General features: G+C 47.0%; 23 protein-coding genes. 7 read left to right on the top strand and 16 right to left on the bottom strand.

The annotated features are described in order from the left end of the window. Nucleotides 1-652: 652 nt before the first annotated feature. A complete protein-coding gene (gene hdeD / locus ACJHWR_RS09370; RefSeq protein ID WP_000965671.1) occupies nucleotides 653-1225 on the bottom strand; it encodes an acid-resistance protein HdeD in 573 nt (190 codons plus the stop codon). 254 nt (nucleotides 1226-1479) lie between these two features. Here hdeD and hdeA point away from each other — a divergent pair, with 254 nt between their 5' ends. From hdeA to ACJHWR_RS09355, 3 genes are all read left to right on the top strand, one after another. After that, the gene (gene hdeA / locus ACJHWR_RS09365) at nucleotides 1480-1812 is read left to right on the top strand and encodes an acid-activated periplasmic chaperone HdeA (RefSeq protein WP_000756555.1); all 333 of its coding nucleotides are present in this window, start codon (nucleotides 1480-1482) and stop codon (nucleotides 1810-1812) included. Nucleotides 1813-1927: 115 nt separating this feature from the next. Then, entirely contained in the window at nucleotides 1928-2254 is a 327-nt protein-coding gene (hdeB, locus tag ACJHWR_RS09360) for an acid-activated periplasmic chaperone HdeB (RefSeq protein ID WP_012602567.1), read from the top strand. A gap of 63 nt (nucleotides 2255-2317) precedes the next feature. Further along, entirely contained in the window at nucleotides 2318-2965 is a 648-nt protein-coding gene (locus ACJHWR_RS09355; RefSeq protein WP_001296814.1) for an MgtC/SapB family protein, read from the top strand. Nucleotides 2966-3016: 51 nt separating this feature from the next. Here ACJHWR_RS09355 and ACJHWR_RS09350 read toward each other — a convergent pair whose 3' ends face one another. From ACJHWR_RS09350 to chuT, 6 genes are read right to left on the bottom strand one after another with little or no spacing between them, the layout of a single operon-like run. Continuing rightward, nucleotides 3017-3787 (bottom strand): heme ABC transporter ATP-binding protein, encoded by a 771-nt coding sequence (locus ACJHWR_RS09350; RefSeq protein ID WP_023147074.1) that lies wholly within the window; start codon nucleotides 3785-3787, stop codon nucleotides 3017-3019. Then, nucleotides 3784-4776 carry a heme ABC transporter permease ShuU/ChuU gene (shuU, locus tag ACJHWR_RS09345; RefSeq protein WP_000910402.1) on the bottom strand — a complete coding sequence of 331 codons (993 nt, stop codon included), beginning with the start codon at nucleotides 4774-4776 and terminating at the stop codon, nucleotides 3784-3786. Before shuU ends, ACJHWR_RS09350 begins: the two co-directional genes overlap by 4 nt. 48 nt (nucleotides 4777-4824) lie before the next feature. After that, the gene (chuY, locus tag ACJHWR_RS09340; protein WP_000189350.1) at nucleotides 4825-5448 is read right to left on the bottom strand and encodes an anaerobilin reductase; all 624 of its coding nucleotides are present in this window, start codon (nucleotides 5446-5448) and stop codon (nucleotides 4825-4827) included. Beyond that, entirely contained in the window at nucleotides 5448-5942 is a 495-nt protein-coding gene (gene hutX, locus ACJHWR_RS09335) for a heme utilization cystosolic carrier protein HutX (protein WP_000020041.1), read from the bottom strand. Before hutX ends, chuY begins: the two co-directional genes overlap by 1 nt. Before the next feature lie 12 nt (nucleotides 5943-5954). Beyond that, entirely contained in the window at nucleotides 5955-7292 is a 1338-nt protein-coding gene (gene hutW, locus ACJHWR_RS09330) for a heme anaerobic degradation radical SAM methyltransferase ChuW/HutW (RefSeq protein WP_410226693.1), read from the bottom strand. Nucleotides 7293-7311: 19 nt separating this feature from the next. Then, on the bottom strand, nucleotides 7312-8226 hold the full coding sequence (gene chuT / locus ACJHWR_RS09325; protein WP_012311611.1) for a heme ABC transporter substrate-binding protein ChuT: 915 nt from the start codon (nucleotides 8224-8226) through the stop codon (nucleotides 7312-7314). A 683-nt stretch (nucleotides 8227-8909) separates the two neighbouring features. Here chuT and chuA point away from each other — a divergent pair. Together chuA and chuS are read left to right on the top strand one after the other, a co-directional pair. Next, the gene (chuA, locus tag ACJHWR_RS09320) at nucleotides 8910-10892 is read left to right on the top strand and encodes a TonB-dependent heme/hemoglobin receptor ChuA/ShuA (RefSeq protein ID WP_000089583.1); all 1983 of its coding nucleotides are present in this window, start codon (nucleotides 8910-8912) and stop codon (nucleotides 10890-10892) included. Nucleotides 10893-10940: 48 nt separating this feature from the next. Beyond that, nucleotides 10941-11969: a hematinate-forming heme oxygenase ChuS gene (chuS, locus tag ACJHWR_RS09315; RefSeq protein WP_001017184.1), complete on the top strand. Its 1029-nt coding sequence runs from the start codon at nucleotides 10941-10943 to the stop codon at nucleotides 11967-11969. Nucleotides 11970-12029: 60 nt separating this feature from the next. On the opposite strand, the gene ACJHWR_RS09310 is transcribed toward chuS, so the two are convergent. The 4 genes from ACJHWR_RS09310 to ACJHWR_RS09295 form a co-directional block, all read right to left on the bottom strand. Next, nucleotides 12030-12560: a helix-turn-helix transcriptional regulator gene (locus tag ACJHWR_RS09310; RefSeq protein WP_000478614.1), complete on the bottom strand. Its 531-nt coding sequence runs from the start codon at nucleotides 12558-12560 to the stop codon at nucleotides 12030-12032. A 152-nt stretch (nucleotides 12561-12712) separates the two neighbouring features. Continuing rightward, on the bottom strand, nucleotides 12713-13279 hold the full coding sequence (slp, locus tag ACJHWR_RS09305) for an outer membrane lipoprotein Slp (protein WP_001057453.1): 567 nt from the start codon (nucleotides 13277-13279) through the stop codon (nucleotides 12713-12715). A gap of 245 nt (nucleotides 13280-13524) precedes the next feature. Next, entirely contained in the window at nucleotides 13525-14748 is a 1224-nt protein-coding gene (locus tag ACJHWR_RS09300) for a hypothetical protein (RefSeq protein ID WP_000020632.1), read from the bottom strand. Between the two features lie 579 nt (nucleotides 14749-15327). Continuing rightward, nucleotides 15328-16329 carry a permease gene (locus ACJHWR_RS09295; protein WP_000100281.1) on the bottom strand — a complete coding sequence of 334 codons (1002 nt, stop codon included), beginning with the start codon at nucleotides 16327-16329 and terminating at the stop codon, nucleotides 15328-15330. A gap of 106 nt (nucleotides 16330-16435) precedes the next feature. On the opposite strand from ACJHWR_RS09295, the gene ACJHWR_RS09290 reads away from it, so the two are divergent. Further along, a complete protein-coding gene (locus ACJHWR_RS09290; RefSeq protein WP_001175590.1) occupies nucleotides 16436-16756 on the top strand; it encodes an ArsR/SmtB family transcription factor in 321 nt (106 codons plus the stop codon). 20 nt (nucleotides 16757-16776) lie between these two features. Here the strand turns inward: ACJHWR_RS09290 and arsC are convergent, their stop codons facing one another. The 3 genes from arsC to arsR are packed head-to-tail and all read right to left on the bottom strand — an operon-like array spanning nucleotide 16777 to nucleotide 18912. Continuing rightward, a complete protein-coding gene (arsC, locus tag ACJHWR_RS09285) occupies nucleotides 16777-17202 on the bottom strand; it encodes a glutaredoxin-dependent arsenate reductase (protein WP_000065783.1) in 426 nt (141 codons plus the stop codon). 12 nt (nucleotides 17203-17214) lie between these two features. Next, nucleotides 17215-18504 (bottom strand): arsenite/antimonite:H(+) antiporter ArsB, encoded by a 1290-nt coding sequence (gene arsB / locus ACJHWR_RS09280; RefSeq protein ID WP_001572034.1) that lies wholly within the window; start codon nucleotides 18502-18504, stop codon nucleotides 17215-17217. Between the two features lie 54 nt (nucleotides 18505-18558). Continuing rightward, nucleotides 18559-18912 (bottom strand): As(III)-sensing metalloregulatory transcriptional repressor ArsR, encoded by a 354-nt coding sequence (gene arsR, locus ACJHWR_RS09275; protein WP_000008961.1) that lies wholly within the window; start codon nucleotides 18910-18912, stop codon nucleotides 18559-18561. 740 nt (nucleotides 18913-19652) lie between these two features. Between arsR and dinQ the strand changes: the two genes are divergently transcribed. Next, on the top strand, nucleotides 19653-19739 hold the full coding sequence (gene dinQ, locus ACJHWR_RS09270) for a damage-inducible type I toxin DinQ (RefSeq protein WP_077250934.1): 87 nt from the start codon (nucleotides 19653-19655) through the stop codon (nucleotides 19737-19739). 50 nt (nucleotides 19740-19789) lie between these two features. Here dinQ and gorA read toward each other — a convergent pair whose 3' ends face one another. Beyond that, complete coding sequence (gene gorA, locus ACJHWR_RS09265; protein ID WP_000160795.1) at nucleotides 19790-21142, bottom strand: glutathione-disulfide reductase; 1353 nt, start codon at nucleotides 21140-21142, stop codon at nucleotides 19790-19792. A 71-nt stretch (nucleotides 21143-21213) separates the two neighbouring features. Continuing rightward, nucleotides 21214-22056: a 23S rRNA (adenine(2030)-N(6))-methyltransferase gene (gene rlmJ, locus ACJHWR_RS09260; protein ID WP_000954225.1), complete on the bottom strand. Its 843-nt coding sequence runs from the start codon at nucleotides 22054-22056 to the stop codon at nucleotides 21214-21216. Between the last annotated feature and the right edge of the window lie 170 nt (nucleotides 22057-22226).

Genomic DNA, 22226 nt, shown 5'->3' with positions numbered 1-22226 from the left:
TCAGATTTATCCATCACGCACTCCATATATTGATCCTAAGTAAAATTCCTGGTTGTTATCAATTTGTAAATGATAAACAAAAAGTTAACGTTTGCGGATTACTGCCCAAGAATAAGTTATCAATAACCAGTTTGTGATCTCTGAAGAATATTACTAAAGTTAAAATGTAATCCGATTTAAATATCGAGTCTCCTTGTTTCGACTTAGGCTGGCAATTGGATTGCCAGCTTTCTTTTAACGCATTGAAATTACCTGAGTAAATAACTCATTCATGTCTTCAGGTTTTTATATAGCGTCTGGAGACACGGATATTTATGCAATGTAATCAACGCCAGCTGCAAAAAAATGAACCCGGATTACTTATTTAACCGCCTATAGCATCAACGCTTACAGAACTCTTTGTTCACTTTCCCACAGCACTTTTAAAACATTAAACCTGACCACGGAAAATATCAGCCATGATAATGTTTGAAATGGCTAATTTGCCATGGAATGAAAAAATCAGATTAAATTCAGTAGGTTGAAATAATCAACAGCAGGCAATTGTTTCAATGATAGTGCGTAATTGAACTGAAACACTGTATAGCTAAGAGAGTATTAACTGGATCATAGTCACTTAATGTGACTATGATCCAGGTGGAAATAGGGATAATTATTGCTTTTTAACGAACAAACTGGCGAAGCTGAACAGACTGGCGGCGCTAAATATCAGTTCAATTCCCACCAGTGTGGAAACCAGCGTTACCGACACCATCGGCGTAGCACCAAGGAATATCCAGGCAATGACGATATCCAGCACACCAATAACGAGCTGTAGCCAACTGCCTTTCATTGAACGCTGACGATACCAACTCATCAGGCGAATAACCCCTGCCACACAGAACAAACCGGCAATAAATGCCGCAATGGCAAAAATGCCCAGCTCTGGTGCGCGGATGAAGAAATAGCCGATCAATAAATAGGCGACTGCGACGAGGAAACCGGATAATACCGGCCAGAAATTATGACTGCGGTTGCTGAATAACCCGACAATAAGCGCAATACCCGAGCAGATTAATAATGCACCCACTACTGTGCTTAAAATATCGCCAGAGACGAACGGAAAACTGATACACAGCAACCCGACGATAAACAGCAGCACGGCAATAAACTGGATTGCTCTGCGATGTTTTTTAAGCATCTCCAGATCAAACTTCAAAATTGTTGCCTTATCTATATATAACATAGAACCACCCTATAAAATTAAGAAGAAAATCCCCTGCTATCAATCTATGCCAAAAACGCGTGTAAGAATGCAGTCGATTTAATAAAAATTTCCTAATTACAGTATCTGATGCATCTGTAACTCATTGTATTGAAATAAAAATATCTGATTTTGATATTTTCCATCAACATGACATATACAGAAAACCAGGTTATAACCTCAGTGTCGAAATTGATTCGTGACGGCTCTTTCACTTTATAGTTGAGGATATTACGATGAAAAAAGTATTAGGCGTTATTCTTGGTGGTCTGCTTCTTCTGCCAGTAGTGAGCAGTGCAGCGGATGCACAAAAAGCAGCTGATAACAAAAAACCGGTCAACTCCTGGACCTGTGAAGATTTCCTGGCTGTGGACGAATCCTTCCAGCCAACTGCAGTTGGTTTTGCTGAAGCACTGAACAACAAAGATAAACCAGAAGATGCGGTTTTAGATGTTCAGGGTATTGCAACCGTAACCCCAGCTATCGTTCAGGCTTGTACTCAGGATAAAAAAGCCAGCTTTAAAGATAAAGTTAAAGGCGAATGGGACAAAATTAAGAAAGATATGTAATTCCGGGAATGCGTTACATCGTATTTCCTTGCATATTGAACAGGCCGGAATATCTTCTTTAAAAGCAGCTATTCCTCCTGTTTGTATATAATCTCTATATTGAATGGGTTACAAAATGAACATTGCATCTCTCCGTAAAGCGTTTATTTTTATGGGCGCTGTAGCGGCTTTGTCACTGGTGAACGCACAATCTGCGCTGGCAGCCAATGAATCCGCTAAAGATATGACCTGCCAGGAATTTATTGATCTGAATCCAAAAGCAATGACACCAGTTGCGTGGTGGATGCTGCATGAAGAAACAGTATATAAAGGTGGCGATACCGTTACTTTAAATGAAACCGATCTCACTCAAATTCCTAAAGTGATCGAATACTGCAAGAAAAACCCGCAGAAAAATTTGTATACCTTCAAAAATCAAGCATCTAATGACTTGCCGAATTAATAAGGTACAAGTAAAAAGGAGTAGCAAGTTGAGCCATCTTGCTGCTCCTTTTTGCATTTTTATATGACAGCAGAATTTATTATACGTCTTATACTCGCGGCAATTGCCTGTGGCGCTATTGGCATGGAAAGGCAAATGCGCGGCAAAGGAGCAGGGTTACGCACACATGTATTAATTGGCATGGGAAGCGCCCTGTTTATGATTGTTTCGAAATATGGTTTTGCTGACGTGCTGTCTTTAGATCACGTCGGACTGGACCCCAGCCGTATTGCTGCTCAGGTGGTGACGGGCGTCGGGTTTATCGGTGCAGGTAACATTCTCGTTCGTAACCAAAATATTGTAGGTCTGACGACGGCAGCGGATATCTGGGTGACCGCCGCCATTGGTATGGTTATTGGCAGCGGTATGTACGAACTGGGTATTTATGGTTCAGTGATGACCTTGCTGGTGCTGGAAGTCTTCCATCAATTAACCTTCCGCCTGATGAACAAAAATTACCATTTACAGCTGACATTAGTGAACGGTAATACGGTATCAATGCTCGACTGGTTTAAGCAGCAAAAAATAAAAACGGATTTAGTTTCGTTGCAGGAAAATGAAGATCATGAAGTGGTCGCCATTGATATCCAGCTTCATGCCACAACGTCGATAGAAGATCTGTTGCGATTATTAAAAGGTATGGCAGGGGTGAAAGGCGTTTCAATTAGCTAATCTGTATAGTTATTTATTCGCAGGAGTACCAGTGCGGTACTCCTGTTGGTTTTAATGATCGAGGACGATCAGTGGTGAATGGTTGGCAGGATCTTTAAGTACGGTAATATCCGCGCCGTAGAGCATTGTCAGCGCCTGCTGTGTCAATACGTCCTGCGGCTTACCATTTGCGATAACCTTTCCTTTTTGCATTAATACAACACGGTCTGCATAACGCGCGGCAAGATTTAGATCGTGCAATACGCAGCAAACATTGAACTGCCGTTCGTGAACTAACTGGCGTAATAAACGAAACAAGTGCTGCTGATGGTGAATATCCAGCGCCGAAGTTGGTTCATCAAGAAATAACCATTTCGGTGAGGGAGTAGGTTCCCAGAGTTGCACCAGCAGGCGCGCTAATTGCACGCGCTGTTGTTCACCACCGGATAATTGCCGATAGTCGCGGTTTGCTAACGCCTGACAGTCACATAACGCTATTATTTGTGCTGTTTCATTATCCTGATTACCAGTACGATGCGGATGCCGCCCCATCTGGATAACTTCTTGTACGCTGAATGGAAACGCCATGTGGCTATTTTGACGCATCACGGCCCGGTGTTTCGCCAGTTCAGTAATCGACCATTCATTTAATGGCTTATTAAACAACCGACATTCGCCGCTATCAGGTTGAAGATAGCCGGTTAGCTGGCGAAGCAGCGTAGATTTTCCCGCACCATTAGGGCCGAGGATGGCAACAATTTCCCCACCGGGAAAAGTCAGCGAGACATTATCAGTCAGACGCCGCCCCTGAAGGCTATAAACCAGATTCTGGGCGCTGATCATGTGATCCTCCGGTTGCGCAGAATCAACCACATAAAATAAGGGCCACCAAGCAGGCTGGTTAATAATCCCACGGGCATTTCTGCTGGCTGTACCAGCGTGCGGGCAAGCGTGTCTGCCATCAGCAATAAACAGGCTCCGGCGAGGGCGGAACAAGGGATTAGCCAGCGGTGATTTGCCCCGGTAGTCATGCGAATCAGATGCGGGATCACCAGGCCAATAAAGCCGATAATGCCGCTTACCGATACGGCGGCACCAACGAGCAGTGAGCTCACTAACAGTAATTGCTGGCGTTTACGCTTAACGTTCACGCCGAGGTAGTGGGCTTCTTCATCACCGAGCTGCAGTAAATTCAGCGTTCCGGCGAGACAAGTTGTTGCGATAATGGCCGGTAGGATGAATGAACTGGCAACCAATAACGTCGGCCATTGCGCCTGTCCAAGATTGCCCATCATCCACAATGTGAGTTGTCGTAGCTGCTGCTCATCGCCGATATAGCTCAGGATGCCGATCGCTGCGCCGCACAGGGCATTGATGGCGATACCGGCGAGTAATAATTGCATCATGCTGCCATCGCGATGGCGCTGCGTGATGAGAAAAATGATGGTGCAGACCACTAAACTTCCGGCAATGGCAAACACCATTTGCTCATAGAGCACCAGCACCACTGGGAAGGAGAAGGGCAGCACAATAGCAACGCCAACCATTAATGCAGAACCGCTACTGACGCCAAGTAATCCAGGGTCAGCCATTGGGTTGCGAAAAAGCCCTTGCATAATTACCCCTGCGGTTGCCAACGCTGCACCTACCAGCACCGCCAGCAAAACCCTTGGTAGACGAATATTGAGCCAGATATCGCGGTATTCCTCATCAAAAAGGGCATCAAAACTGATCTTTAACGCTCCCTGACTGGCACCAAACAGCACCAGAGCGAGCAATAATAGTGATAGCCCCATAAAGACCCTGGCGGAAGAGAGTGAATCCTTGAGCACGCAAAACTCCGTTACGACATTACGGCGCGGACATACCGCGCCGGGGGATCACGCCGGTTTCAGGTCCGGTTCAATCAGACTGTAGACCTGCTGGTTAAGTGCTGGCGCATTTGCCAGTTCATGGATATGTGCGGCGACATCGGCACGGTGAACAAAACCATGACACTCCTGATTTTGTATCCGTTGTGCTTTGCCCGTTGCCGCCCCATCAAGCAGACCGCCAGGGCGGAGAATGGCATAATCAAGCTGGCTGGTTTGCAACCAGCTTTCCGCCAGCGTTTTTTCCCGTACCGCCTGACCAAACGCAGCCTTTGCCCGCTCTGATAAAAACGGCCAGCTATCGCCGCATCCCAAAGAGGTCACCAGAATCATGCGACTGATGCCAGCCTTCTCGGCCTCGTCAATCACTGTTCTGTGCGCCAGATAATCCTGAGCTCCGCCCATTGTTGAGATGATAAGCGCATCCGGGCCAGCTGCGCGGCAAGCAGCCGCGACTACGCTGGCATCACAGGCGTCGCCTGTAAAAACCTGTACGCCTTGTTGCGCCAGTTTCGTGGCGGCATCAGCATGACGAATGACAGCAACGACCGGACGTTGTTCCGCCAGCGCCAGTTCAAGCGTTCTGGCACCCACACCTTTTCCGCCTGCGCCAAAGAGTAGCCACGGCGTCATCAGGCGTGTTCCTTTAACGATGCTTCCAGAGCATGGAAGGCGCTGACCTGTTCGCTCAGGAGCTGACGATGGTCATCCCTGCCGAGGAAGATTTTCAGCATTGCGCTGCCTTCTTTGTTGAAAAAGAGAATGGATGCGGTGTCCATGCCCATAAATTTACGTTCGATCAAGGCAATATGTGTGCAGTTTTCTGCTTTGATATGCCCGGACATGCCGTGCTTTCCGCGTAGGTTGAAATAGCCGTGGCGGTGGAAACCCGAAGGCAGTTCGCCGCTAAATTCGAGGATGACATCGGCAGTATGTACTAACGTGGTGACGTTGCCCCATTCGCAGACGGTATCCCAGACAGTATCGAATTTATCGCCTGACACTATGGTAGAGGAGGGCAGATTTTTCACTACTTCCAGCAGCGTGGTGTTGTATTGTTCGGCTACCACCTCCAGCGTACCGTCCGGCTCCGTTTTCAAAAATTCTTGTAACGAGACATGGCTCATAAATCACTCCTGTTATGGTTTTTCACGCACAATCGCTGGCGCATTAAGTACCTGAATTAGTTCATTAAGAGACTGCAAAATATTGCTTGCCCAGAAACGACCTTCATTAGTCAGCCGCAGGCAAGTTGACGCATCGCGGCTTAAGCCTTTTTGGTGCCATTGAGCCAGTAACGGCGCGAGTTTTTCGGCATGTGGCGTAAGTTCGTCCAGCGGTACACGCGCTGTTTCAACACCTGACTGCAAGGTATGACGCCATTGCGCATCACGTTCGGCGTTACGCATGATCATCATCAGCGGTTTTTTGCCTGCCGCGACGGATTCATGCCAGGTCTGAAGATTGCGTTCGTTCATCCAGGAGTAACCATTAATCGAACCACCGGCTCCGGAACCAAAGGCCAGACAATCGGCACCTTGTTTTATCAGCAGGTTATAGAGATTGCGTTCGCGTGTGGTACGGCCCCAGTGGCTGTTACTGATGCAGCGCCAACCGGCATCGTCCATAAAATCACACCCTTGCAGGTAAAGATCGCGACGTTCTGCCGGAGAGGGCACGGTAGTACGCCCATTTTCCACGGCTTTGCCCAGCGGTGTATTGGGCAGGACATTGAGCGCATAGAGATCGACGCCGTCGAGACCGATATCGCGGGCAATAACCAGATCTTCTCCCCAGGTTTGCGCATCCTGACCCGGCAGACCAAACAGCAGGTCACAGACCACCGCGGCACGGTCGCGTTTAACCAGGCTTTCCATAAACGCAATAGCGGTTGGGCCATCCGAGGTGCGGGCCATTTTCTTGCGGATTTTGCTGTTAAACGACTGAATACCAATTGAGAAGCGGTTTGCTCCAGCATCAAGGCAAGCATCGATTCGCTCAGCGTCAAAATTCAGTACCCGGCCTTCGATAGTGATTTCACAATCAGGGGCCAGTGGCAGCTTTTCTCGTAATGTGGTGATGATTCTGGCCAAATCGTGTGCCGAAAGCGCGGAAGGCGTACCGCCACCGAAATAGACCGCGTGGATGGGGGCAGACTGATGCAATACGCTGTCTGCTTCCAGTTCTATTTCACGAATCAGGGCGTCGGTATAATGAGCACACGCATCTTCATTAAAACGGTTCTGATAAAAACCACAAAACGTGCAGTGTGTCGCACAAAAAGGAATGTGTAGGTAAACCAGTCGCTTACGTGGTGATACCGTTTGATTGATCATCTCTTGCCAGGTCTGTGCCAGTTGCTCTTTGGCAACCGGAATGGCCCCACGAAACGGCATCATGGCGCGCCTGTCTTTAAAGGGCTGATCACCGTCTAAAGCAAAATGTGGCGTGAGATCCAGGGTGTTATTTGTGTTCATTCGTCTGATTTAAATCCATTTATTGCGGCCAAAGCTGCTGGTGTAAAGACTCAACGACATCAGCAATACGCGGACCCATTCCCAGAATCAGGTTTTGATCAACGGTGATAATGCGCTGGTTCTTCCAGGCGGCGGTGTGGGTAATTCCGGCAATAGAACGTAGCCGATTAATATCGCCATCGACCATTTGTGAGGTGACGACAATCACTTCAGGGTTAGCCGCAATCAGCGATTCCGCGCTGTAGCTTTTGTACTGCTGGTGGGTAGCGACGTTTTCTGCTCCGGCAAGCGAAAGAATGGCGTCCGCGACGCTGCCTTTACCGGCAACCTGCGGCGCACTTCCGCCTGCGGAGAGAATAAACATGGCTTTAACCGGGGCTTTTTTGGCCGCCACGTTTTGCTGTACTCGCTCCAGGCGTTGATTGATCTGTGTCACCAGCGCCTCGCCTTGTTCAGGAACCTGTAGCGTTTTTGCCAGTTGGCGAATGTTGGCGTACATCTGCTCAAGGGTGGCAGGCACACGCGGCAGGGTGACGACGTTGACTTTTTGCGCCCGCAGTTGGTCGAGCACAATTTGCGGTCCTGCATCCTGCCAGGTAATTACGCTATCCGGGCGAAGTGACAAAATGCCTTCGCTGCTGAGTTGTTTCCAGTAACCAATATGCGGCAGTCTGGCGGTTTCTGGTGGATAAGATGTCGTTTCATCGACACCAACCACGCGTTTGCCAGCGCCCATCGCGTAGATTAGCTCCGTCAGCGATCCTCCTGCGACCACGATACGTTCGGCAGCCGTTACGCTAAAAGTCCAGCTAAGAGCCAGTAATGCCGTAAACAATTTTTTTCGTTTTACCATGGTCTTCGCGGCAGAGGCCACGGCTGAAATACATAACGTCAGTGGGGAAAAAAGAAACGGCCTGGTGATGATCCTTGGCATAATATGAGAACCCTTATCAAATTGAGAATGATCATGATTATCATTTGAGTTATATATGAAATACAACCGTCGATTCAATACGCACGGCGTTACAAGCGTATTTATTTTTGATTTTTATCAAGATGCTTCGTCAGCTAATGTTCTTGTTACCGATTAAATTTCAGCGCGGGAAAAAGCTGAGAACCCGGAGATATCGCGGCTTGCAGAGCAAAGAGAAGAGAAAATTATCACTGTTAACGACAACGTTTTGTGATGAGGTTGTGGGGGGATAGCCATAAACACAGGATGGTTTTCTGGATGCTGGATAGATTTCATAACCCCCTGTTTATTGTGTTAATGGCGGTTAAAAAAAGCTTGATCATAAAAAATTGATCGATAATAATTCTCATTATCACGTTTGAGTTTAACAAAATATGACATCATGGATAACAAAATCATATCTTTTGTAAGGGAAAACGCACAGCACTCTTCACTTCAGACGTGGCGTACTACTTTGCCTGACAAAGAGGGCGTGCTTTTGCTGAATTATCAGAAATATTCGGCAATTTTACGGGATATATACGCTAATAGCTTCCCGTGGTGATATCTAATCATTTGAATTGTAAATAAATTTATTTTTCGCCAGCCACCCCGGTATTAACCCAGGCAGCCAGCATTTTTTATTTTCCTCATGGAGAATCGCTATGTCACGTCCGCAATTTACCTCGTTGCGTTTGAGTTTGTTGGCTTTGGCTGTTTCTGCCACCTTGCCAACGTTTGCTTTTGCTACTGAAACCATGACCGTTACGGCAACGGGGAATGCACGTAGTTCCTTCGAAGCGCCTATGATGGTCAGCGTTATCGACACTTCCGCTCCTGAAAATCAAACGGCTACTTCAGCCACTGATTTGCTGCGTCATGTTCCTGGAATTACTCTTGATGGTACCGGACGAACCAACGGTCAGGATGTAAATATGCGTGGCTATGATCATCGCGGCGTGCTGGTTCTTGTCGATGGTGTTCGCCAGGGAACGGATACCGGACACCTGAATGGCACTTTTCTCGATCCGGCGCTGATCAAGCGTGTTGAGATTGTTCGCGGACCTTCAGCATTACTGTATGGCAGTGGCGCGCTGGGTGGAGTGATCTCCTACGATACGGTCGATGCAAAAGATTTATTGCAGGAAGGACAAAGCAGTGGTTTTCGTGTCTTTGGTACTGGCGGCACGGGGGACCATAGCCTGGGATTAGGCGCGAGCGCGTTTGGGCGAACTGAAAATCTGGATGGTATTGTGGCCTGGTCCAGTCGCGATCGGGGTGATTTACGCCAGAGCAATGGTGAAACCGCGCCGAATGACGAGTCCATTAATAACATGCTGGCGAAAGGGACTTGGCAAATTGATTCAGCCCAGTCTCTGAGCGGTTTAGTGCGTTACTACAACAACGACGCGCGTGAACCAAAAAATCCGCAGACTGTTGAGGCTTCTGATAGCAGCAACCCGATGGTTGATCGTTCAACAATTCAACGCGATGCGCAGCTTTCTTATAAACTCGCCCCGCAGGGCAACGACTGGTTAAATGCAGATGCAAAAATTTACTGGTCGGAAGTCCGTATTAATGCGCAAAACACGGGGAGTTCCGGCGAGTATCGTGAACAGATAACAAAAGGAGCCAGGCTGGAGAACCGTTCCACTCTATTTGCCGACAGTTTCGCTTCTCACTTACTGACATATGGCGGTGAGTATTATCGTCAGGAACAACATCCGGGCGGCGCGACCACGGGCTTCCCGCAAGCAAAAATCGATTTTAGCTCTGGCTGGCTACAGGATGAGATCACCTTACGCGATCTGCCGATTACCCTGCTTGGCGGAACCCGCTATGACAGTTATCGCGGTAGCAGCGACGGCTACAAAGATGTTGATGCTGACAAATGGTCATCTCGTGCGGGGATGACTATCAACCCGACCAACTGGCTGATGTTATTTGGCTCATATGCCCAGGCATTCCGCGCCCCGACGATGGGCGAAATGTATAACGATTCTAAGCACTTCTCGATTGGTCGCTTCTATACCAACTATTGGGTGCCAAACCCGAACTTACGTCCGGAAACTAACGAAACTCAGGAGTACGGTTTTGGGCTGCGTTTTGATGACCTGATGTTGTCCAATGATGCTCTGGAATTTAAAGCCAGCTACTTTGATACCAAAGCGAAGGATTACATCTCCACGACCGTCGATTTCGCGGCGGCGACAACTATGTCGTATAACGTCCCGAACGCCAAAATCTGGGGCTGGGATGTAATGACGAAATATACCACTGATCTGTTTAGCCTTGATGTGGCCTATAACCGTACCCGCGGCAAAGACACCGATACTGGGGAATATATCTCCAGCATTAACCCGGATACCGTTACCAGTACCCTGAATATTCCGATCGCTCACAGTGGCTTCTCTGTTGGGTGGGTTGGTACGTTTGCCGATCGCTCAACACATATCAGCAGCAGTTACAGCAAACAACCAGGCTATGGCGTGAATGATTTCTACGTCAGTTATCAAGGACAACAGGCGCTCAAAGGTATGACCACTACTTTGGTGTTGGGTAACGCTTTCGACAAAGAGTACTGGTCACCACAAGGCATCCCACAGGATGGTCGTAACGGAAAAATTTTCGTGAGTTATCAATGGTAATCATCTGCCCCGATATTTCGGGGCATTTATCTGGAAGGAAGAGAGACAATGAACCACTACACACGCTGGCTTGAGTTAAAAGAACAAAATCCCGGAAAGTACGCGCGTGACATCGCAGGTTTAATGAATATCAGCGAAGCAGAACTGGCATTTGCGCGCGTCACGCACGACGCGTGGCGGATGCGCGGCGATATCCGTGACATTCTGGCGGCGCTCGAAAGTGTTGGCGAGACCAAATGTATTTGCCGTAATGAATATGCAGTCCATGAGCAAGTTGGTGCGTTCACAAACCAGCATTTGAACGGACATGCCGGATTGATCCTCAATCCGCGCGCGCTGGATTTACGTCTGTTTCTCAATCAATGGGCCAGTGTTTTCCACATCAAAGAAAACACGGCTCGTGGCGAACGCCAGAGTATTCAGTTCTTTGATCATCAGGGCGATGCATTACTAAAAGTTTATGCCACCGACAATACCGATATGGCGGCATGGAGTGAGCTTCTGGCACGGTTTATCACCGATGAGAATACGCCGCTTGAGTTAAAAGCCGTTGATGCGCCAGTTGTTCAAACGCGAGCCGATGCCAGTGTGGTCGAGCAAGAGTGGCGGGCGATGACCGACGTTCATCAGTTTTTTACGTTGCTCAAGCGCCACAACCTGACGCGCCAACAGGCGTTCAATCTGGTGGCAGACGATTTGGCCTGCAAAGTATCCAACAGTGCGTTGGCGCAAATTCTTGAATCTGCACAGCAGGATGGCAATGAAATCATGGTGTTTGTTGGCAACCGTGGCTGCGTACAGATTTTCACTGGCGTGGTAGAAAAAGTGGTGCCAATGAAAGGTTGGCTGAATATTTTTAACCCGACGTTTACTCTTCATCTATTAGAAGAGAGCATTGCTGAAACCTGGGTAACCCGTAAACCTGCTAGTGACGGTTATGTGACCAGTCTGGAATTGTTTGCCCATGATGGTACGCAGATAGCGCAACTTTATGGTCAACGTACAGAAGGCGAACAGGAGCAAGCGCAATGGCGTAAGCAAATTGCTTCGCTGATACCGGAAGGCGTTACTGCATAACGTATAATTAACGGGAGGTCTGGCTATTTATTGCTGGGCCTCTTTATATTAATCAATCGATCACACCAGATAATCAATATGCTGATGGCGTACCAACTCATTGATCCGCTTAAGATTGAGGATCATCATGATATTGTGTTTATGGCAGTAGAACGTTTTTAGCGATATTTTCAGTTTCTCCAGAATATCTTCCGTTGTCATTTGATTCGCAATGCAGCTCAGAACCTGATGCTGCTTGCGCGAAAGGGCCACATCCGCTTCAGGCACAGAGCAGTAACTGCCATTGATGAGTGCGACAAAGTCGATGATGGTGATAGTTCGCGGAACAAAGGTCACCGGTACTTTCCCCAGGCAGCGTTTAATATTAAAGGGAGAGAAAATAATCACATGGACAGGTTTTAATCGTTCAATTTGAGTGAGCAAATTAGAATGAAATACATTATTCATTAATGTATCAATAATGACGAAGGCATGCTGATGCAACATTACGTCGATCTCTTCTTCGTTCTGTATATGAACGACATTACCTTTACTCAGAATGTTTTTCATCGCAGTGAAGAACATCGTATCCCTGGTAATTATAAGAAACATAACCGACTCCTGGTGCGGACATTAACTTTATAATCAGTTTGCCAAAGGTAATTAACAGGACAGGGCTTATAATAATAATTAGCTTACTGTGTATTAATTTGATGTAATGCATGATGCAGATGCTGAGAAAGCATCTGCATCTTTCGGTGGTGTTATTTGACCAGCTCAGGTGTTACCTGACTCACCGCGTTGGTGTAGTAAGGCGCACCCCAGCCCGGTTCCGGCCAGAATGCACCATAGCCGTAATCCCACAGGTTATAGGTGGTATTAACCACTTCTCTCAAATGCCACACCTGGATGCCCTGCATATTCACTTCGAGGAAGTTATACGGGACTTTATTGATAAAGCCAGGTTGTTCACCCTGAATGGTACCGAGGATGGTAACAAAGTGATTACGATAGTTCACTGGATCAAGGAAGCCGCTTTGTCTGGCGAGCAGTCGGCCCTGATAGTTGGCTTCAATATCAGGCTTCGCATAGCTATCCAACGGTAATACAGCGATTTCTAACAACGTATCCGTTTTGCCATTGATAACGTTGATAACCTTCCCACCAAAGCGCGCTTGTTGACCAACATATAACCCCGGCTGGTTATGAACAGCAACAAAACTTTTTTGAATATCAGGTTGGTTATTACCTTTGATATTTTGCGGAATTGAACTACATGCGGCAAGCAAAAATGAAAGGCTGAGGATGAGTGCACCTTTTGTCATGTTCATGTTACTATCCTTATCAACAAATATTAAAACCATAATAGATATTTCTTTATAGTTTTCATCTGATTCTGAGGCGATATGCCTGATAGTAACGTAAACCTGTCTGATGTTTATATCCCTTCTGTTTAGTTTAATTCTGTTAATTTTGTGGCGTGACATGAGTATCCATCGCCCCATAAAATAGCCTTTTTTTAAAGGTGCATAAAATCTATTTTTATTCAATGCTTATAAAGCGCTAATGTTCAATATTATGGGATTATATTCTGGTAATGATTTGATAAGCGAATTCTTTTGCCAATTGGTGTTTCTATTTCTACCCCATAATTTATAGTTTTTTCATCAGGTAGCGATCTCTTTAAATAAGGTGCGTATGACATTTTTTTAGGATGAAACGTATCGTGTTGAAATATTTCGAATTGATATTCAGACATTTGTGCCCATTTTTTAATTCTATTGTATCGAGAGGGTGTTGTAAAATCTTTAACTTGCTTGTAACATTCTTTTTGGAATTCTTGCTGATATTTTATTATGTCGTTGTATGAAAGATTGTTTACCCTGGTTTCTAATAATTCTATTATTGTCGAAGCAATTTCCGCTTTTGCTCTTAAAGAGTTGTCATTAATGGTTAATAATGTTGAAAATAAACCATTGATTTGTTTGTCAACATATTGTTCATCTTTATGTAATTTTGTGATGGGGTTTTCCTTATGTGAAAAAATAGTATCAAATAAATTTGCGTCAGTGAAGTTTACATTAAGTAGATCTTCGAAATAAAACCTTGACAAGGTTAGAACGAACCCGGACAGGTCCTGTCCTGTCATATTGAAATCAATAAAGTTGGTTCCAGCAAAGACTTTCATCCTGTTTTCATTTTCACTGTGCTCAATATACAACCTTGTCATTTTTTGGTACAAGCGTTGAATATCTTTTATATCAGTTGGTAAATCAGTTCGTAGCCCAGAAAAATTTTTATTTTCGGAAGAAACGGTTTGGACACTGAATCTTACTGGTATTCCCTCTTCTACGAGAATTTTAGTTATGATTGGCTTATTGGGCTTAGGATTAAAGACAACAATGATTTTAGATTCAGAGTTTTTATTCTTTTCGTATCTAATGTTATTAATCTGATTAAGTATTGATTGTGTCTGTTGCGTAAGTGGTGTCGAACTTATCGTTTCAATGTTATTAATAAGTTTTACAAGTTGAGCCACAACTTTTGAGTAGTCTGCATTTGTATATGTGGTGTTCGTGTGGCACGCATTAATTTGTTGGAGTTGTTGTTGCGCTAAATCAAATTGTTCAGCGTTATATCCTTCTTCAGACAATGAAAAATTAATGGGTTGCTGTTCTTCCTGATTATCACAAGGCCACATCGGTGTGTCTGGTGTTTTAACATTGTCGGTATCTGTTGTGCGGTTATAAATATCGCCGTGATATGTATTTATCATACCTGGGGTAAAGTCAATTGACATAACATTCCTTATTGTTCATCTATTTCGCTAAATTTTTGTAAATCGGAGAATTAGAGCAGGAATGGATTTTCTTCTACGCGGAAATAAACACAATGCGTCATATCTTCCTGATATAATTACCTTTAACTTCCCTTTCATTTCCACCCGATAATATTTGTGTATAAAAAAAGGGCAGTGATAGTATCGTAAAGGAAAACATTAACAACTATCAAAAAGCGCTCATTTTAAGAAGTTATGATGTTCTCCGATAGTGTGTGAAGTGATATTTTTGTGATGTTTTAGATGTGTAATAATGAACCAGGTTAAAGTGTATTTAAAAATGTGTTGTATTGGCGACTGAAATCTACCCTTTAAAAGGGGGATGATACTGAGACAAAGAGACATTGCTTCTCCGATAAAATGTCAGAGAAGCATGATTGCGTGGTGATTGTCGATTGATGACTTACTGACGGATCCGTCATCATTCTCAAAGCATTAGTTAAGTTATTTGTTATTTTTAAGGATTATCCTATCTATGATTTTCTACTCAGAAGGATAAGGCACTCACAATACTCCTTATAGTTTACTGCTGGCATCTATTTAAAATAGCATTTGAGTCAAATAGCCCATCAAGATAGCCATACCTAATATAACCGTCAGGAATGCAACTATCATCGGTATTCTGAACATTGATTTAAGTAATATCACTTCCGTCAGGCTTGCGCCGGCACTGCCGATGATTAATGCCATTAATGCTCCCAGACCCATTCCTTTTGTCATCAAAACAGATGCCAGAGGGATAACTGCCTCTGCCCGGATATATAGCGGAATACCAACAACGGCGCTCAATGGGATGGCGAAGGGATTATCTGCCCCTGCATGAGCGGCAATCCACTCTGAGGGAATAAAGCCATAAATAAAAGAGCCTATTAATACCCCTAACAAAAGATATGGCAGTACATCTTTAAACTGTTGCAACGCATCTTTGGTGGCTAGTTTTATGGGATTAATACTTACCACAGCTTTGGTATTGCAACAGTTAACTACGGGTTTCTCAATGGCTTTAGCCGTTGGACTACAGCAACTCACTTCTATTGGCGTATATGTCGTCCCCGGCGAAGTTTTGGCTGGAGCACAACAATTTGCTGATGAGCTTTTACTGGCAATGATATGACGTTCAAATCCCAGGGAATCCAGGATAATACTGGCAAGTACGGAGACGCCGGCGGCGATAATCGCGTACAACAAGGTAACTTTCCAGCCAAAGGTCACCCACATTAACCCGACGATAATGGGATTAAGTAATGGGGAAACAAATAAAAAAGTGAGGGTCGGACCAAACCCGGCTTTCGCTGATAACAATCCACGTAACATGGGGATTGTCGAGCAACTACAGAACGGGGTAACGGCTCCCAACAGAGCAGCCAGGAGATAACCTCTCCCTTTTCTGGCCCCCATCATCTGCTGGATTTTATGGTCTGGCACCTTTTGTCTTATCAGGCTGACACCGGCACTAATCACTATAAACAGCAAAGAAAGCTCGACGGCGAGAAACACAAACATCTCTGCGGCATCTTGCAGCATCGCAAGCCAACTACTCATACGTAACCTCATTGAATAAATCTATATTTCCAGAATAATCGAAATGAAATTCAGATCAAGATATTTCTGGTATTATCGAAATATCAACCAGACAGAGGGGAGTCATATGCAGTTGGAAGAAGTTGCTAAAGCGCTGAAAGAGCTAGGTCACCCGACCCGTTTGTTCATATTTAAGCATCTGGTCAAAGCGGGGGAACAAGGTTTGCCGGTCGGTGAGTTGCAAAAGCAGCTTGGGATACCCGGCTCTACACTCAGTCACCATATTTCAGCACTGGTATCGGTAGGGTTGGTCAAACAAAACCGTGAGAGTCGGACGCTGATGTGTGTTTCGCAATACGCAATGCTGGAAGCGATAATTGAATTTTTACGTGAGGAGTGCTGCGTAAACAGCAAAACAGATGGCGAAGGAGCCACGAAGAACAAATAAGGGGGCATATCCCCCTTTAGCTATTTCAGGCGTTTACCCGCCTCATCAACCACTTTCTCGCCATCTTCCTTGGTGAACGCGCGTTGTTGCGCATCTGGCAGAATTTCCAGCACCACTTCTGAAGGGCGGCACAGGCGAGTTCCCAGCGGTGTCACCACAATCGGGCGGTTAATCAGGATGGGATATTGCAGCATAAAGTCGATTAACCGATCGTCAGTAAATTTATCTTCTGCAAGGCCCAGTTCCTCATACGGCTCAACGTTTTTACGCAACAGCGCACGAACGGAAATCCCCATATCGGCAATGAGCTTGATCAGTTCATCGCGTGTGGGTGGAGTTTCCAGATAATAGATAATGGTCGGTTCTGTACCGCTGTTGCGAATCATCTCCAGCGTATTACGCGACGTGCCGCAGGCCGGGTTGTGATAAATAGTAATGTTGCTCATATCAGTATCTCATTACAAAGTGAAAGAGAGACGAAGCGCCAGCGCGGCGAGCGTCACAAACAGCACCGGCAGGGTCATGATAATCCCTGTACGGAAGTAATATCCCCAGCTGATAGTCATATTCTTCTGCGAAAGTACGTGCAGCCAGAGCAGCGTTGCCAGGCTACCAATCGGTGTAATTTTCGGCCCCAAATCGCAGCCAATTACGTTGGCATAAACCATCGCTTCTTTGATGACACCAGATGCCGTGCTGCCATCAATGGACAACGCGCCAACCAGTACCGTCGGCATATTGTTCATAATAGAAGAGAGGAAGGCGGTGAGGAATCCGGTGCCGAGCGTCGCCGCCCACAGGCCGTTATCCGCCAGCACGTTGAGTACGCCAGAAAGATATTCCGTTAATCCGGCATTGCGCAGGCCATAAACCACCAGATACATGCCGAGCGAGAAGATGACAATCTGCCAGGGCGCACCGCGCAGCACCTTACCCGTATTAATCGCATGACCGCGTTTAGCGACGACAAATAATATCAGCGCGCCCACTGCCGCAATGGCGCTTACCGGAATGCCGAGCGGTTCCAGGACGAAAAATCCCACCAGCAGAAGCAGTAAAACAACCCCGCCAGTTTTGAAGGTGGCAGGATCTTTAACCGCTTCTGCGGGAGATTTTAGCAGCGCCATGTCGTAGTTCTGCGGAATATCTTTGCGGAAATAGAGATGCAACATCACCAGGGTAGCCAGTATTGCAGCGATATCCACCGGCACCATCACCGAGGCGTATTCGCGAAAGTCGAGGCTAAAGAAATCTGCCGAAACGATATTCACCAGGTTAGAGACAATAAGCGGCAGGCTGGCGGTATCGGCAATGAATCCGGCCGCCATAACAAACGCCAGCGTAGTGCCTTTGTTGAACCCTAAAGCCAGCAGCATGGCGATGACAATCGGTGTCAAAATAAGCGCCGCGCCATCATTGGCAAACAGAGCTGCAACGGCAGCACCGAGCAGGACAATCCAGGTAAACAGCAAGCGACCGCGCCCATTGCCCCAGCGTGAGACGTGCAGCGCCGCCCATTCAAAAAAGCCGGACTCATCCAGCAGCAAGCTGATGATAATGACGGCTATAAACGCCGCCGTCGCGTTCCAGACGATATTCCACACCACCGGAATATCGCCCGGATGGACCACGCCAGTAACTAACGCCAGTACGGCGCCCAGTGTCGCACTCCAGCCGATGCCTAAACCTTTCGGCTGCCAGATAACCAATACGATGGTCAGGACAAAGATAGCGCCCGCCAGTAACATCATGCCTCCTTGATAAAACACATTCGAATATTCATATGTGTTTAGATAAATTTTTTAACTACAAATATTCTTACTGTCTGCGGAACAATTTTGTCTGGCGAGGTTACGGACAATCACCTGAACCTTTTCCTGTTCGCATCGCCAGGCCTGCTCAATAATTTTCGCCGCCCATGCTGGAATATGCGGCGATAAACGGTAATGAACCCACTTTCCTTGCTTGCGGTCCAGCAATAGCCCACTTTCACGCAGTAATGCCAGATGGCGGGAGATCTTGGGCTGCGACTGATCGAGGGCAGTGCAGAGATCGCAGACGCATAACTCTCCCAGCTCGCTGAGCAGTAAAACGATGCCCAAACGGGTTTCATCGGCAAGAATTTTGAAGAGTTGGATGGGTAACAGAAATGACATATTGCGCTCCTGATTGTTGCACTTAGTGTCTCTCTTCGAAGCGGATAAGTCAAAAACATATATGGTTTAACGAATTCGTATGTGCAGAGGAAGGTAATAGGTGTGAATTTTGAGTTGGGTATTCATTTGAAAGGAGGTCTGAATCAGGACATAAAAAACCGACTTTGCGTCGGTTTTTTACTCTTCAGCCTGAGTTGGTGGCTCTGGCTGGAGTGAGAGAGCTCTTATCTAACGGTTCAATACTATTAGCCAGTGACTAACATTGCAAGAATTAGCGATTTCTTCAGCTGGCGGAGGGACAGTTTGCTATACATGGTGGTGAAAGAGGATTGATATACTTTCATCGGGTCGCTGCCGTACCAAGCCTTGTCCGAATCCGGATGTAAAAAAACCGACTTTGCGTCGGTTTTTTACTTTCCAGCCCTGAGTTGGTGGCTCTGGCTGGAGTGAGAATGCCATCATCTAACGCATCAATGCTAATACCATACTGAAACTATTGCAAGGACATGCTGGTTTTATAACCTGAATATACTGTATGATTATCCAGTTAGCTCTGAGGCATTTTCACTCTGGCAATGCGCATAAACGCTTTCAAAGTCCTGATCAGTGGTACGGGTGGTGCCGTTAACTGATGCTCTGGCCGGAGTGAGAATGCCATTATCTAACAATAGGGCATGCGCCGTGACAGGCAATGGATGAGTAAGCGGATGCATTCTCACTCCATCGTATGGAGAACACGGGTGATTGATAAAGCAATCATCGTTCTTGGGGCGTTAATTGCGCTGCTGGAACTGATCCGCTTTCTGCTTCAGCTTCTGAACTGGTAGCGGAAACGTAGCTAAGGGCTAAGAGCACACTACTCTTAGCCCTTTAACATTTAACGCATGGTCACGAACTCTTCTGCCGCCGTCGGGTGAATGGCGACGGTATTATCGAAGTCTTTTTTGGTTGCGCCCATCTTCAGTGCCACCGCGAAGCCCTGCAACATTTCGTCCATACCAAAACCAATGCCGTGAATTCCGACAATCTTCTCTTCCGGTCCAACGCATACCAGTTTCATGCGGCACGGCTGGCGGTGAGTGGTGACGGCGGTATACATCGCGGTGAAAGAGGATTTATACACTTTCACCTGATCGTCGCCGTACTGCTCGCGTGCCTGCGGTTCCGTTAAACCAACAGTCCCAATCGGCGGATGGCTGAAGACCACGGTCGGAATGTTGCTGTAATCCAGATGCTCATCCGGCTTGTTATTAAACAGGCGTTCAGAGAGACGGCGACCCGCAGCAACTGCCACCGGTGTCAGTTCCACTGCACCCGTGTTATCGCCCACCGCGTAAATACCTTCAACGTTGGTATTTTGATATTTATCGACGACGATATAGCCTTTTTCGTTGGTTTTTACACCAGCGGCTTCCAGGTTGATGTTGTCATTGGCAGGCTCGCGACCAATCGCCCAAATCAGGCAATCCACCGTTTCACTGCGCCCATCTTCCAGCTCCAGCGTCAGGCTACCATCAGCATTTTTCACTACTGCTTTCGGGATGGCGTTGGTGTGCAACTGCGGGCCTTCGGCGTTCATCACTTCGACCAGCGTTTCAGAGATCATCGGGTCGAAGCTGCGCAGCGGCGCATGTTTACGCACAAACAGATGCGTTTTCGCGCCGAGGCCGTTAATCACGCCCGCCAGTTCCACGGCGATGTAACCTGCGCCAACAACCGCCACGCGCTCTGGCAAAGCAGGAAGGGCGAAGAAACCATCGGAATCAATACCGTATTCCACGCCTGGAATATCCGGGTGGCTCGGACGACCACCGGTGGCGATCAGAATATGATCGGCCGTGATGGTTTCGCCGTTGACTTCAATGGTTTTGGCATCAACGAAGCGGGCAAAGCCTTTGATTACATCAACGTTATTTTTACCGAGCACGTTCTCATAGGAAGTATGAATACGGTCGATATAGGCGGTACGGCTGGCGATCAACGTTTCCCAGTTGAACTTATTGATGGTGGTATCGAAACCATAATCCGGGCCGTACATGTGGATCGCTTCACGGATTTGCGCCGCGTGCCACATCACTTTTTTCGGCACACAGCCAACATTTACGCAGGTGCCGCCCAGCTCTTTGGCTTCAATCAGTGCGCATTTCTGGCCGTACATAGCCGCGCGGTTGATGGAGGCGATACCGCCGCTGCCGCCGCCGATGGCGATGTAATCATAGTGTTTAGTCATGACATATTGTCCTTATCGTTGATTACCGCGATTGTAGCGCGAGACGTAATAGGTGCCAGCAATGGCTGCAATTACTCTGGCACGATCCAGCTTACGGTGGCGTGCCCGGTGCCTGCTGGAACCAGTTTGCTGTGCAGCCACGGCAGCACGTTATTCATCTGCTGTTCCAGCTTCCACGGCGGGTTAATCACAATCATGCCGGAAGCGGTCATGCCACGGCGATCGCTGTCTGGCAGCACCGCCAGTTCAATTTGCAGAATTTTGCGAATGCCGGTCGCTTCCAGGTCGTGGATCATGCGCTTAATTTGCTGGCGCAGCACCACTGGATACCACAATGCGTAAGTGCCAGTGGCGAAACGTTTGTAACCTTCTGCTATCCCGCTGACCACCGCCTGATAGTCGGTTTTCATTTCATACGGCGGGTCGATAAGGATTAAACCACGGCGGGAAACCGGCGGCAGTTTGGCCTTAAGCTGCTGGAAACCATCGGCTTTTTCGACGCGCGCACGGCTGTCTTTCTGAAATTCAGAACGCAGCAACGGGTAATCGCTCGGGTGCAGTTCGGTCAGTTGCAGGCTGTCCTGTTCACGCAGTAGCTGGCGAGCAATCAACGGCGAACCGGGGTAATAACGCAACTGACCGCTACGGTTGAAGTGTTTTACCACATTGATGTACGCCTCCAGCTCCGCAGGCAAATCGTCCTGCTGCCAGATACGGGCGATACCTTCGAGATATTCGCCGGTACGCTCGGCATGTTCGCTGCCTAACTGATAACGCCCGGCCCCTGCGTGGGTGTCGAGATAGAGAAACGGTTTATCTTTCTCTTTCAGCGACTCGATGATCAGGCTCTGAACGGTATGTTTAAGGACGTCGGCGTGGTTGCCAGCGTGAAAGCTGTGGCGATAACTGAGCATGGGTAAAGGTGTTCCGGTAAGTAAAAATCGGCCCGTATTCGGGGCGCACAAAAGCCTATCAGGACAGTATACCGAAAAGAGGCCGCCGCCGCGAAAGCGTAACGTTTCTCATTGAAATTCACTACACTTAACCCCATGCTACACACATTATGTAAAGCGCCTGTTGAGCG

Origin of the sequence: Escherichia sp. WS568 (assembly GCF_046486085.1) — a bacterium.
Lineage (GTDB): Bacteria > Pseudomonadota > Gammaproteobacteria > Enterobacterales > Enterobacteriaceae > Escherichia > Escherichia coli.
The sequence above is the reverse complement of the archived record's forward strand: the minus strand, read 5'-3'. Positions and strand labels throughout refer to the sequence as shown.

What these genes read in the sequence shown, in the direction of transcription:
- hdeD (WP_000965671.1), bottom strand. Translation starts at nt 1,225, where the DNA reads ATGTTATATATAGATAAGGCAACAATTTTGAAGTTTGATCTGGAGATG.
- hdeA (WP_000756555.1), top strand. Translation starts at nt 1,480, where the DNA reads ATGAAAAAAGTATTAGGCGTTATTCTTGGTGGTCTGCTTCTTCTGCCA.
- hdeB (WP_012602567.1), top strand. Translation starts at nt 1,928, where the DNA reads ATGAACATTGCATCTCTCCGTAAAGCGTTTATTTTTATGGGCGCTGTA.
- ACJHWR_RS09355 (WP_001296814.1), top strand. Translation starts at nt 2,318, where the DNA reads ATGACAGCAGAATTTATTATACGTCTTATACTCGCGGCAATTGCCTGT.
- ACJHWR_RS09350 (WP_023147074.1), bottom strand. Translation starts at nt 3,787, where the DNA reads ATGATCAGCGCCCAGAATCTGGTTTATAGCCTTCAGGGGCGGCGTCTG.
- chuY (WP_000189350.1), bottom strand. Translation starts at nt 5,448, where the DNA reads ATGACGCCGTGGCTACTCTTTGGCGCAGGCGGAAAAGGTGTGGGTGCC.
- hutX (WP_000020041.1), bottom strand. Translation starts at nt 5,942, where the DNA reads ATGAGCCATGTCTCGTTACAAGAATTTTTGAAAACGGAGCCGGACGGT.
- hutW (WP_410226693.1), bottom strand. Translation starts at nt 7,292, where the DNA reads ATGAACACAAATAACACCCTGGATCTCACGCCACATTTTGCTTTAGAC.
- chuT (WP_012311611.1), bottom strand. Translation starts at nt 8,226, where the DNA reads ATGCCAAGGATCATCACCAGGCCGTTTCTTTTTTCCCCACTGACGTTA.
- chuA (WP_000089583.1), top strand. Translation starts at nt 8,910, where the DNA reads ATGTCACGTCCGCAATTTACCTCGTTGCGTTTGAGTTTGTTGGCTTTG.
- chuS (WP_001017184.1), top strand. Translation starts at nt 10,941, where the DNA reads ATGAACCACTACACACGCTGGCTTGAGTTAAAAGAACAAAATCCCGGA.
- ACJHWR_RS09310 (WP_000478614.1), bottom strand. Translation starts at nt 12,560, where the DNA reads ATGTTTCTTATAATTACCAGGGATACGATGTTCTTCACTGCGATGAAA.
- slp (WP_001057453.1), bottom strand. Translation starts at nt 13,279, where the DNA reads ATGAACATGACAAAAGGTGCACTCATCCTCAGCCTTTCATTTTTGCTT.
- ACJHWR_RS09300 (WP_000020632.1), bottom strand. Translation starts at nt 14,748, where the DNA reads ATGTCAATTGACTTTACCCCAGGTATGATAAATACATATCACGGCGAT.
- ACJHWR_RS09295 (WP_000100281.1), bottom strand. Translation starts at nt 16,329, where the DNA reads ATGAGTAGTTGGCTTGCGATGCTGCAAGATGCCGCAGAGATGTTTGTG.
- ACJHWR_RS09290 (WP_001175590.1), top strand. Translation starts at nt 16,436, where the DNA reads ATGCAGTTGGAAGAAGTTGCTAAAGCGCTGAAAGAGCTAGGTCACCCG.
- arsC (WP_000065783.1), bottom strand. Translation starts at nt 17,202, where the DNA reads ATGAGCAACATTACTATTTATCACAACCCGGCCTGCGGCACGTCGCGT.
- arsB (WP_001572034.1), bottom strand. Translation starts at nt 18,504, where the DNA reads ATGTTACTGGCGGGCGCTATCTTTGTCCTGACCATCGTATTGGTTATC.
- arsR (WP_000008961.1), bottom strand. Translation starts at nt 18,912, where the DNA reads ATGTCATTTCTGTTACCCATCCAACTCTTCAAAATTCTTGCCGATGAA.
- gorA (WP_000160795.1), bottom strand. Translation starts at nt 21,142, where the DNA reads ATGACTAAACACTATGATTACATCGCCATCGGCGGCGGCAGCGGCGGT.
- rlmJ (WP_000954225.1), bottom strand. Translation starts at nt 22,056, where the DNA reads ATGCTCAGTTATCGCCACAGCTTTCACGCTGGCAACCACGCCGACGTC.